The sequence below is a fragment of the Streptomyces bohaiensis genome (genome assembly GCF_012033785.1).
GTDB lineage: Bacteria > Actinomycetota > Actinomycetes > Streptomycetales > Streptomycetaceae > Streptomyces > Streptomyces bohaiensis.
Map to the genome: position 1 here is coordinate 1 of NZ_JAAVJC010000156.1, position 11,249 is coordinate 11,249.

8 protein-coding genes and 1 pseudogene are annotated in these 11,249 nt (G+C 69.6%); 5 read left to right on the top strand and 4 right to left on the bottom strand.

The genetic code is table 11. The features are described from left to right. From HCN52_RS16455 to HCN52_RS16465, 3 genes are all read left to right on the top strand, one after another. A partial coding sequence (locus HCN52_RS16455) for a hypothetical protein (protein ID WP_168089211.1) occupies positions 1-718 on the top strand: 718 nt, incomplete at its 5' end. Continuing rightward, positions 715-1,287 carry a hypothetical protein gene (locus tag HCN52_RS16460; protein WP_168089212.1) on the top strand — a complete coding sequence of 191 codons (573 nt, stop codon included), beginning with the start codon at positions 715-717 and terminating at the stop codon, positions 1,285-1,287. The genes HCN52_RS16455 and HCN52_RS16460, both read left to right, overlap by 4 nt. Before the next feature lie 144 nt (positions 1,288-1,431). Then, entirely contained in the window at positions 1,432-2,034 is a 603-nt protein-coding gene (locus tag HCN52_RS16465) for a hypothetical protein (RefSeq protein ID WP_168089213.1), read from the top strand. Positions 2,035-2,714: 680 nt separating this feature from the next. Here HCN52_RS16465 and HCN52_RS16470 read toward each other — a convergent pair. After that, the gene (locus HCN52_RS16470) at positions 2,715-4,223 is read right to left on the bottom strand and encodes an alpha/beta hydrolase (protein ID WP_209314623.1); all 1,509 of its coding nucleotides are present in this window, start codon (positions 4,221-4,223) and stop codon (positions 2,715-2,717) included. Between the two features lie 191 nt (positions 4,224-4,414). Here HCN52_RS16470 and HCN52_RS16475 point away from each other — a divergent pair, with 191 nt between their 5' ends. Both HCN52_RS16475 and HCN52_RS16480 read left to right on the top strand, forming a co-directional pair. Next, positions 4,415-5,230 carry a helix-turn-helix domain-containing protein gene (locus tag HCN52_RS16475; protein WP_168089214.1) on the top strand — a complete coding sequence of 272 codons (816 nt, stop codon included), beginning with the start codon at positions 4,415-4,417 and terminating at the stop codon, positions 5,228-5,230. Between the two features lie 221 nt (positions 5,231-5,451). Beyond that, positions 5,452-6,138, top strand: coding sequence for a siderophore-interacting protein (locus tag HCN52_RS16480; protein WP_168089215.1), 687 nt, complete (start codon positions 5,452-5,454; stop codon positions 6,136-6,138). An 88-nt stretch (positions 6,139-6,226) separates the two neighbouring features. Here the strand turns inward: HCN52_RS16480 and HCN52_RS16485 are convergent, their stop codons facing one another. The 3 genes and pseudogenes from HCN52_RS16485 to ftsH all read right to left on the bottom strand — a co-directional run. Next, positions 6,227-6,976 (bottom strand): SDR family oxidoreductase, encoded by a 750-nt coding sequence (locus HCN52_RS16485; RefSeq protein WP_168089216.1) that lies wholly within the window; start codon positions 6,974-6,976, stop codon positions 6,227-6,229. Between the two features lie 607 nt (positions 6,977-7,583). Further along, entirely contained in the window at positions 7,584-8,192 is a 609-nt protein-coding gene (gene folE / locus HCN52_RS16490) for a GTP cyclohydrolase I FolE (RefSeq protein WP_168089217.1), read from the bottom strand. Positions 8,193-8,838: 646 nt separating this feature from the next. Beyond that, a pseudogene (gene ftsH, locus HCN52_RS16495) lies at positions 8,839-10,729 on the bottom strand (ATP-dependent zinc metalloprotease FtsH); the annotation flags it as partial. Between the last annotated feature and the right edge of the window lie 520 nt (positions 10,730-11,249).

The following is an 11,249-nucleotide window of genomic DNA, read 5'->3' on the forward strand; positions in this document are numbered from 1 at the left end:
CAAGGCCGACCACGCCTACCGCGCCTCACGCATCGGCACCATCACCGCCGAACACATCGCCGTCATCCACACCACCCTCGGCGACTACAGCGACATCCCCAACCGCCCCGACCTCCCCCGCACGGACCTCCCCAACACCGAACGACTGCTCTACCAACTCGCCCTCGACAAGGACGCCTTCGCCGCCATCGAAGGCGCCTCCAGCGCCCAGACTGCACTCGCCGTCGAACAGGCAATGGACAACGACGACCCGGACGAACCCATCAAACGGGCGGTGACCCCGGGGTCGGTCACCGCGGGCATCATGGCGGAATCCCGAGCCGCGTCTGCGCATAATGAAATGATGGACGAAGAGGGCCTCAAGACCTGGAAGAAATGGAGCGAGCGAGGCCTCAACACCATCTCCGACACCGCCACCAAGAACCTCCCCTTCGCAGGAACCGCCACCGCGAAGATCTTCGACGAAATCAACGCAGGACTCTACAAGGAGCTGGAAGAAGAGAAGGCGCGGAACGCCGCCAATGAAAGAGCAGAGGTGCGCTACGACTCAGAAGCGCAGAACGAGGCAGGAGCCGCAACCGCAGTCGAAGCCGCCCTGCACAACAAGTACGGAGACCCACTCCCCGACCACGTAAACGCAGAACGATACAAGGACGCAGCCAGGCACCACGCCAACACTTCTTTCGGGTTGGGTCGCGCAAAGGGAGCAAGTAATTGACCGCGAAGCACTGGGCCGCCGGTGCAGGCACAGTCCTGGCTCTTCTGTCTATCGGGGGTTGCACCTCGAGCGAAGCCGAGGAAGAACCTGAACGCTTGTACCAAGTGCCCCAGAGTCTCTGCGACATTCCACCACTCGACGTCAACTTGGAGCCGATCTTCGTTTCCGGGGAGCGCCTTGAGGTTGACCACAACTTTGTCGATGCAGAGAGCGGCACATTCAGCTGCCAATACCGAGTCGACGGAGTTCCCGTAATCGATATTATCGCATCCTTCTACGCTGACCGAGGGGTAACGGAACCTCCGTACGATTACGGAATGCGGAGCTGGCCCAAACCGGAGGCCGTCGCCGTTCCCGGGCCCTATGAAGCATACGCATGGCCAGGGCTGGCGAGCGCCGCGGCCGACTGCACATTCAAGGGCGAGACCCGCTCCTACTTGGCCCGCGTCGTCACCTTGTATCCGGACGACGAGGACCTCGCGCTGGAGCTGGTATCAGAACTCATCCAACCCGTCACGGAACACGCCCAGCAATATTGCAACACCCTCGGAAGCCAGGCCGCAGAGTGACGTCCCCAGACCCCGGCCTGCGGACTTGCGCACACCGGTGAGGGACCAGGGACGGCCGCCACTGGCAGGACATCCCCGACCAGGCCACCGATCACGGTGACCGCGAACTGGCGAACCACCCGACCCCACCGGCGAGGGGGAATCATGAACAACGCACGGCGCATCGGCCGGGGAAGGGCCGTTTCACAAGCAGCACTGTTGACCGTGTGCGTGACAGGCATGGGCGCATGCTCATCAGAAGCGCAAGAACCGGACGGCTCCACGGCTCGAGTCAACTACGCGATCCCGGAGAGTGTCTGTGGTGTCTCCACCGACGCGCTGGGGCTTACGCCCCTTTTCCCTCCGGGCGACACCATCGAGGAGAGTCACCACGAGAGCAGCAAGCGGAACAGCTGCTACTACGACGTCGACGGTGCCTTGGTGCTCGCCATCCAGTCCGGAATCGTTGCCGACCCCAGCGCCAACCCACCAGAGCTCCGTCCGGAGAACCTTGACGTGGAGCCCGTGACGGTTCCGGGCGAGCACACCGCACACATCTGGCCCGGCCAGGCCTACGCCGTGGGTGTCTGCAATGACGGGGAGGAAGAGCAGGCCTTCATGGTCCTTATCAGCTCGCGGGAGCCGGCAGACCCTCAGGCCTCCGTGGAACTCCTCTCCGAAGTCATCCATCCCGTGGTCGACGCGCTGGAGGAGCGCTGCGCCGAACTGAACGACTCCGGGAATCCCGATTCTGATTTGGATGGGTAGAAGGCGACGCGGCAGGACGGCTGGCCTCTGCTTGGATCAGGACCGTGACCGGTGTGCGACGACCAGCGACACCAGGACTCGCCGCTCCAGAGGCCCAGCGGAAAGGCCACCTGCGCGACCCGGAAAGAGCACCCCGGGAATCCGGGTAGCCGACTCGCGTTCGTCACCCTCATGGTTGCCGCGACCACTACCGCAGGTTGCTCGTTCAGCGAGCGACGGGCTTTGCCGTTCCGGATGCCATCTGCGGTGTTTCCACCCGGGACGTCGACCTGGAGGCCGCGTTCCCGGCAGGCACCCCTTTCGAGGAGGCGCGCGAGGTTCGTGAGAACTCCGAGCCAGGCCTTGCGATGGCAGAGGGAAAGTGCGGCTTTCGCGGGGAACCGTATCCCCTCGAGGTGCAGATCATCACCGATTACCGAGGAGTCCGATGAGTCCATCGAGTTCCTTTCCGGGATGGTTCACCCGGTCGTCGACGCCCTGGAACAGCGGTGCACGCAGAGATGTCGCGAGCAGGGCGCCTCGTAGCGTGAGCCAGGATCACCGCGTCGCGTCACGGCCGGCCGACCCGCACGACGAACGCCACCGCAGGAGACCGCCGCCCCGGGGCCGGTGAGGGCGGGCCGGGGCGGCGGCTTCGGGTCGATGCCCCGATCAGCCGGGGCGGAACGTGCTGCGCAGGGTCAGTCGGCGGCGCAGAGGACGTCGTCCTCGGGCATCTCGCCGTCGACCAGGTAGCGGGTGGTGGTGTTCAGCGCGCAGGAGTTGCCGCCGAGGACGTAGACCCCGTGGCCGGCGTCGTCGACGCTGACCATCCGCGAACGGTGCTCGAACTTCTCGCGGAGCAGCTCGCCGCCGAGGTGCGGCGTCGCCGGGTCGAGCCGGTTCTGGACCAGCAGCACGTTCTGCGGGCCGTCGTCGAGGACGGCGACGGGGGGCTCGGTCTGCTCGTAGGGCCAGAACGCACAGGGGTTGATGTTGGCGCCGGCGGCACCGAACATCGGGTAGCGCTCCCGGTCCTCGGCGACGGCGTCGCGGTAGTGGTCCACGTCGGTCGACCACTTCACGTCGTTGCAGGTGACAGCGGCGAAGACCGACAGCGGGTTGTCGATGACCGACACCGGCTCGGTCGGGACGCTCCCGTCCTCCTGGAGGAGCTGGACCGTCTCCGCGTCCCCGGCAGCGAGTGCCTGCCACTGCTGCGCGAGATTGGCGTACTGGGTCGGCTTGTAGAGCATGCCGAAGGTGACGAAACGCATCAGGCTGCCGTCGAAACCGGCGACGGGTGTCTCGTCCAGGCTCTCCGCCAGGGAGAAGTACGTCTCGCGGACCTCCTCCGGGGTGCTGCCCAGGCCGTAGCTGTCGTGGCGTGCCGCGGCCCAGTCGGCGAAGTGGGGGAAGGTCTCCTCCATGCCGTGGCCGAAGCGGCGCATGCCGTCGTGGTCCAGGTGGGTGTCGCCGACGACGCTGTCGAGCACGATCCGGTCGGACCGCTCGGGGAACATCGAGGCGTAGGCGGCGCCCAGCGCCGAGCCGTAGGAGTAGCCGAGGAAGCTGGTCTGCTCCTCGCCCAGGGCGGCGCGGATGGTGTCGAGGTCGCGGGCGATGTTCGCCGTCGACAGGTGGCGCAGGTGGTCGTGGGTGTCGTTGGCTTCGCAGTCCTCCGCGGCCTGCCGCGCGATCTCGGCCTGGCGGAGCACGGCGTCGTCGTCGGCCGCGAAGGGCGGGATGTTGGAGTAGTAGTCGCCCTCCAGCGTGAAGCCGCAGCTGACGGGCGTCGAGTGGCCTATGCCGCGGGTGTCCATGCCGATGAGGTCGTAGGTGTCCAGCACACTGCTGGGTATCCCCTGGTTGACGAGGAGCGCGGGCAGGGAGAGGCCGGAGCCGCCCGGGCCGCCGGGGTTGAGCATGAGGGTGCCGCGGCGCTTCTCGGGGTTGGTGCTCGCCACTCGCGAGATCAGCAGGTCCAGCCGGTCGCCGTCGGGAGCGGCGTAGTCCACCGGTACGGAGACGGTGGCGCACTCCAGCGCGACGGGGGCGGCTTCGGCGAGCACGTCGTCGGGGCAGGCGCTCCACTCCACGTCGGGGCTGCTCGGCTCCCCGGTGGCTGCGTGGGCGGTGGCGAGCGGAACACTGAGGCCGAGGACTGCCACCAGGGCGGATGTCCGGACGATCGGGCGTCGTCGTTGCATGTGGGGTCTCCAGAGCCGTTTCTCGGTCGGTTCGGAGCCCATCGCACTCCATGCCCTTGGGGCAGGGTCAACACCCGGCGGCGGCGCGCCGCGTCGGCCTGCCGTTCCGTCCGGCCGTGCGATTGACCGTGCCCCTGGGGCACGGTTTTGAATGGTGTCGACGGCGGAGCAGCAGAGGAAGGGACGATCCGGTGGCGTGGAGCACCAGTCAGCTGGCGGAACTGGCCGGGACGACGCTGAAGACGGTCCGCCACTACCACAGGATCGGCCTGCTGGAGGAGCCGGAGCGTGCGCACAACGGCTACAAGCGGTACGGGGCCGCGCATCTGGTGCGGCTGCTCCGCATCCGGCGGCTGGTCGATCTGGGCGTGCCGCTGGCGGACATCCCGGGCCCCGAGGCACCCGACGACGAGGTGGAGAAGCTGCTGCGGGCGCTGGACGCCGAACTGGCGGCCGGGATCGAGCGGCAGCAGCGGATGCGCCGCGAGATCGGCGCGATACTCGACGAGCGTGCCTCCCTGGACCTGCCGGCGGGGCTCGGCTCGTCGATCAAGGACCTGCCCGCCAACGACCGGGCGTTCCTGGTCGCGTTCTCCAGCTTCCTCACGCCCTCGGCGATGACGGTGTTCGAGGAGCAGCTCGCGGCGCCGCGCAGCGAGGTGTCGGCCGAGTTCGACGCGCTCCCGCCGGACGCGTCGGACGAGGTGCGACAGGAGATCGCGCACCGGATGCTGCCCGAGATCCGGCAGCAGCAGGCGGAGTACCCGCTCTTCGACAGCGTGGGGTCGTACTCCCGGCGGGACGAGGATCTCGCGCGGTCCGTCGTCCTGCACTCGCTGGTGGAGTTCTACAACGAGGCCCATCTCGACGTGCTGCGGCGGGTCAACGAGATGCTGGTGGCCGAGAAGGAGGCCGCTGCCGAGACGGCCGCCGTCGAGGCGGCCGGGACGGGCCCGACGAGCGGGGAACCGGTCGAGGGCCAGGGCGTGTCCGGCCGGACGGCGTGACCGCGCTCCGGTTGCGGCGTCGATGTGCCCACGGCGAGCGGTGGTCCGACGAAGGCCCGGCGGGAGCGGCTTCGACCGTCGCTGCCGATCGGTGACAGACGTCGGGGCCGGTGACCACGGGGACCTCGGCCGAGAAGCGCTGTCGCGAACCCTCGCCCACCACGCATGATGGCGTTCCGCCCCCGCTCACTGCGACGCCCCGCCCCGATGAGGAGCCCGTCATGCCTTCCGTCCTGAACCCCGTCCTGGACCTTCTGACGGTACGCGGCACCGTCACCGAGGCCGAGCAGCTCACCTCCCGGATACGTCGGGTGCGCATCGAGAGCGCACAACTGGCCGGTCTGGAGGTCGAGCCAGGCCAGCAGGTGCGGGTCCTGGTCGGCGGACTCACCCTCCGTACGTACTCGATCTGGCACTACGACCCGTCCGGTGTCGTCCAGTTGTGCGTACTGGACCACCCGGCGGGCGGTCCGGGCGCCCGATGGGGGCGCACCGTCGCACCAGGCGCGGAGGTACGGCTGCGGCGCCCCGAGGGCACCTTCACGCTGCGCCGCGAGGCCGCCCACCACGTCTTCGTCGGCGACGAGACGGCCTCGGTCGCGTTCGGCGCGATGCTCGCGGCACTGCCCGGGGAAGCCGTCGTCTCCGGCTGCATCGAGACGGCGACAGCCGCGGACCGGCTGCCCCTGACCTACGGCGACCGGCTGGACTGGGTACTCCGCGGCGAGACGTCGCTGACGGACGCGGTACGACGGCTCGCCCCCGAACCCGGCGGGATCGCCTATGTCGCCGGAGAGGCACGGGAGGTGCAGGCAGTGCGGCGGGTGCTCGTCCAGGAAGCGGGCTGGGACCGGCGCGCGGTCCTGACCAAACCGTTCTGGACGCCGGGCAAGAAGGGCATGGAATGACGTCCGGAACGTCGGAGGGCCGTCTGCGAGCGTGACCACCCGTGTCGGCCGACGGAGCTCGCGAGCACCTGCTCCCGAGCTCCGCTGGTCAGCGGGTGGTGTAGCCGCCGTTCGGGAACATCGTCTGACCGGTGAACCACCCGCCCTCGGTGGCAAGGAACCTGATGATCGGGTTGATGTCCTCGATGTGGGTGAGCTGGTTGCCCATGGCCTGCGACTTGTGGAACTCCACCCGCTCCGGGGTCTCCTGGCCGTAGAAGAACGGGGTGTCCATCGGCCCCGGGGCCACCATGTTCACGGAGATGCCGCGGTCCGCGAACTCCTTGGCCGCCGCCCGGGTGAAGTGCTCCAGGGGAGCCTTGCCGCCGGCGTAGGTGGAGTAGCCGTCGGTGAAGGCGGCGAGCAGCGACGTGCCGAGGCTGATGATCTTGCCGTGGTCGTTCAGCCGGCGCCCGGCCTCCTGGATGAAGAAGTACGCCGCCTTGGCGTTGATCCCGAACATGCGGTCGTACTCTTCCTCGGTGGTCTCCAGGATCGGCTTGCGCAGCACCATGCCCGTGGTGTTGACCGCGATGTCGACGCCGCCGTAGGTATCCACGGCCGTCTCGAAGAGCCGCCGCACATCGCCGACCTTCGTCAGGTCCCCCTGGACGGATACGGCCTGACCTCCGGCCTCCTGAATTCCCTTCACCGTCTGCTCGGCGTCGCTCTCGGAGCGGTGGTAGTGCACGACCACCTTCGCGCCGGCCTCGGCGAAGGTCCTGCTGACCAGCCCGCCCAGGTTCTTCTCGCCACCGCCGACGACGGCGACCTTGTCCCGCAGCATGGTGTCGGTCATGTTCCGCACTCCCTTCGCAGCCTTGCCCGCCATCGACTTGATGACGTGCCTCAGGGGAAGCGTAGGCAGTCATATCGGTCATCGCATGACAGAAGCCCCAAGGTGCTCCACACGCGCCGCTGATCCCCCGGTCAGCGCACAGGTGCGCCGGACCTGCGATCCGACGGGCGGTCGCCGCCCGCCGCGGGCGACCCGGGCGGAGGTCGGCCCCCGAGATCGGCGGCCGCGCGCGGGCCGTTCCAGCTGCGGGGCTCGGCTGCCTGAGCACCGGGGATCGCCATGATCGGCGGGGACCGGCGGGCGTCCTCGGCGAAAGGTCCGCGACCGGCGGGGCTCCACCTGTCGCCGGGCATGCACCGAACCGTGCGTGCTGCGCGGAGGAACGCCCGGCTCGCGACGCGCCCCGGCAAGGGTGACGACGGCCGACACCACGGACCGGCAGGCGGCCGGTTCCGACACGCGCCGAGCCGCCGACACCGGCCGCCGCCCGAGCCGGCGGGCGCCTCGTCGCCCACCGGCTGAGCCGCTGAGCCGCTCAGCGGCTCAGCGGCTCAGCGGCTCAGCGGCTCAGCGGCTCAGCGGCTCAGCGGCTCAGCGGCTCAGCGGCTCAGCGGGCGAGGATGAGGCTCATCGCCTCGGAGCGGGTCGCCGCGTCGCGGAGCTGGCCGCGGACGGCCGAGGTGGTGGTCTTGGCCCCGGGCTTGCGCACGCCGCGCATCGTCATGCACATGTGCTCGCACTCGATGACGACGATGACGCCGCGCGGTTCGAGGATGCGCATCATCGCGTCGGCGATCTGAGTGGTGAGCCGCTCCTGCACCTGCGGGCGGCGGGCGAAGACGTCGACGAGCCGGGCCAGCTTGGAGAGACCGGTGATCTTGCCGCTGCTGGAGGGGATGTAGCCGATGTGGGCGACGCCCACGAACGGCACGAGGTGGTGCTCGCAGCAGGACATCACCTCGATGTCCTTCACCAGCACCATCTCGTCGTGGCCCAGGTCGAACGTGGTGGTGAGGACGTCCTCCGGCTCCTGCCACAACCCGGCGAAGATCTCCCGGTAGGCACGGGCGACGCGGGCGGGGGTGTCGCGGAGCCCCTCGCGGTCGGGGTTCTCGCCGACCGCGATCAGCAGTTCGCGCACGGCGGCGGCGGCGCGCTTCTCGTCGAACTCGCCGTGAGCGCCGTCGGCGGCGTCCCGCGTCACCGGGTCAGTCATACGTCCCTCGTTCCCTCGTACGCGCGCCCCGGTCGGACACGTGTGCGCGCCACCAGCCTAGACGTTGCGCCGGGCGCCGGACATTCCGGGCCACCGGGCAGCCCCGGCTCCTCCGACCCGGCGCGCGTGCGGCGTGCGGCGTACGGCGTGCGGGGCGGGCAAACGCCGGTGGGCCGGGCACCGCGCGTGCGGTGCCCGGCCCACCGGGTGATGCTCTGCGGTCAGCTGCCGGCCGGCCCCTTCGGGGCGTCGCCGCCGTTCCCGTCGGTCTCGCCGTCGGTGTCGCCGTCGGTGTCGCCGCCCGTGTCACGGTCGGGGCCGGTGCCGCGCGAGTCCGCGTCGGCCGAGCCGGAGAGCCCGCCGGTGCCGGAGAGGCCACCGGTGCCGAACGATCCGCCGGAGCCGGTCCCGCTGTCGCCCGTGCCACCCGAACCGCTGCCGCCGCCGGTGCCGCCGCTGCCGGAGGAACCGTCGGCGCCACCCGTCGGAGTGCCACCGGCCGGAGCGTCACCCGCCGGAGCGCCGCCGGCCGGGGTGTCGCCCGTCGAGGCGCTGCCAGCCGGGGTGTCGCCGGTGGCGGGCGTCTCGGAGCTCGGCGTCTTCTCCAGCGAGAGCACGTCGTCCCGCTCGCCCAGCTCGTCCTTGGCCGGCATGGCGACCGGCGGACGGGAGGAGGGGGTGCGCCGGGAGGAACCGGTCCACGCCGGCCGGGAGGGGCGCTTCACGATCGGGCGGAAGATCTCCGCCAGCTCCTCCTTGTTGAGCGTCTCCTTCTCCAGCAGCGCCAGAACCAGGTCGTCGAGGACGTCGCGGTTCTCGACCAGGATCTCCCACGCCTCGTTGTGCGCGGTCTCGATCAGCTTCTTGACCTCCTCGTCCACCAGGGCGGCGACCTCTTCGGAGTAGTCGCGCTGGTGGCCCATCTCCTTGCCGAGGAAGGGCTCGGAGGAGTCGGAGCCGAACTTGATGGCGCCCAGCCGCTCGGTCATGCCGTACTGGGTGACCATCGCCCGGGCCGTGGAGGTGGCCTTCTCGATGTCGTTGCCGGCGCCGGTGGTCGGGTCGTGGAAGACGAGCTCCTCGGCGGCCCGGCCGCCCAGCATGTACGCCAGCTGATCCAGCATCTCGTTGCGGGACTGGCTGTACTTGTCCTCCTCCGGCAGCACCATGGTGTAGCCCAGGGCGCGGCCGCGCGGCAGGATCGTGACCTTGTGCACCGGGTCGCTGCTCGGGGACGCCGCCGCGACCAGGGCGTGACCGCCCTCGTGGTACGCGGTGATGAGCTTCTCCTTGTCGCTCATCAGGCGGGTCCGCCGCTGCGGGCCGGCGACGACGCGGTCGATCGCCTCGTCGAGGAAGTGGTTGTCGATCAGCTTGGCGTTGCCGCGGGCGGCGAGCAGCGCCGCCTCGTTGAGCACGTTGTTGAGGTCGGCACCGGTGAAGCCGGGGGTGCGGCGGGCGACGGCCGACAGGTCGACGTCCGGCGCGACCGGCTTGCCCTTCTGGTGGACCTTGAGGATCTCCAGGCGGCCCGCGAGGTCGGGACGGTCCACGGCGATCTGCCGGTCGAACCGGCCGGGCCGCAGCAGCGCCGGGTCGAGGATGTCGGGCCGGTTGGTGGCCGCGATGAGGATGACGCCGCCCTTGACGTCGAAGCCGTCCATCTCGACGAGCAGCTGGTTCAGGGTCTGCTCGCGCTCGTCGTGGCCGCCGCCCATGCCGGCGCCGCGGTGGCGGCCGACGGCGTCGATCTCGTCGACGAAGACGATGGCGGGCGCGTTGGCCTTGGCCTGCTCGAACAGGTCGCGGACACGGGAGGCGCCGACACCGACGAACATCTCGACGAAGTCGGAGCCCGAGATGGAGTAGAAGGGGACGCCGGCCTCACCGGCGACCGCACGGGCCAGCAGGGTCTTGCCGGTGCCGGGCGGGCCGTACAGCAGCACACCCTTGGGGATCTTGGCGCCGACGGCCTGGAACTTGCCGGGCTCCTGGAGGAACTCCTTGATCTCGTGGAGCTCCTCGACGGCCTCGTCCGAGCCGGCCACGTCGGCGAAGGTGGTCTTCGGGGTGTCCTTGGAGATGAGCTTCGCCTTGGACTTGCCGAAGTTCATGACCCGCGAGCCGCCACCCTGCATCTGGTTCATCAGGAAGAGGAACACGATGATGATCAGGAGGAACGGGATGATCGTCAGCAGCATGCCGACGAACGGGTTCTGGGACTTGGGGCTGACCGTGTAGCCGTCGGGCAGCAGGTCGTCCTCGGACTGGTACTTGGACTGGAGGATGTCGGCGAGCTCGGCACCCTGGTCGTCGACGTAGCTCGCCTGGACCTTGTCCGAGTCCTGGATCTTCTCGCCGTCCTTCAGCTCCACCTTGATCCGCTGCTCGTCACCGGTGGTGATCTCGGCGGAGCGGACCTGGTTCTGCTGGATGGCCTGGACGACCTCGGCGGTGTCGACGGTCTTGTAGCCCTCGGAGGAGCGGAAGACGTTCATCACCAGGATCGCTGCGAGTACCGCCAGCACGATCCACATGACTGGCCCACGGAAGTAACGCTTCACGTCTCTCCATACGGGGCTGCGCCGCCCCGTTCCTCCTGCCGCATCGAGGCACAGCCCCCGGACGGGATCCGCTGTGCGTACGGTGTCCTCTCCCCGCCGGCGCGCGCCCGGCGTCGGAACAAGCCGACAACTGTCTGATGCTCCGCGACGGTACACCGGGGGCGGCCCCCGGCGCTCTTCGGGACCGGGAACCGGCCGGGTCACCTTGCGGTGTCGGCCCTTCCACTGACTCCAACGGAGCAGGCGGCCCGGACGTTCCGCGACGTCACCCCGTCAGGACCCATCCGGCGCAGGACTTCCGCGCCCGGGCGCGTCCCCACCGGGCACAGCCGACCGCACGGCGGCGGCGGGTCCGGACGTCCGGCGGCTTCAGCGGGCGCCACTGGGCCGTACGGGTGCACCGCCCGGCGGGCCGCGCAGGACCAGCAGAGAGTGGCGAGGGTGCTAGAGAAGGATCTGGGCGACGACCTCAAGTCGGTGCTCATCACCAAGG

Coding starts and splice junctions, on each gene's coding strand:
- folE (WP_168089217.1), bottom strand. CDS start 8,192: ATGACTGACCCGGTGACGCGGGACGCCGCCGACGGCGCTCACGGCGAG.
- HCN52_RS16465 (WP_168089213.1), top strand. CDS start 1,432: ATGAACAACGCACGGCGCATCGGCCGGGGAAGGGCCGTTTCACAAGCA.
- HCN52_RS16470 (WP_209314623.1), bottom strand. CDS start 4,223: ATGCAACGACGACGCCCGATCGTCCGGACATCCGCCCTGGTGGCAGTC.
- HCN52_RS16480 (WP_168089215.1), top strand. CDS start 5,452: ATGCCTTCCGTCCTGAACCCCGTCCTGGACCTTCTGACGGTACGCGGC.
- HCN52_RS16485 (WP_168089216.1), bottom strand. CDS start 6,976: ATGACCGACACCATGCTGCGGGACAAGGTCGCCGTCGTCGGCGGTGGC.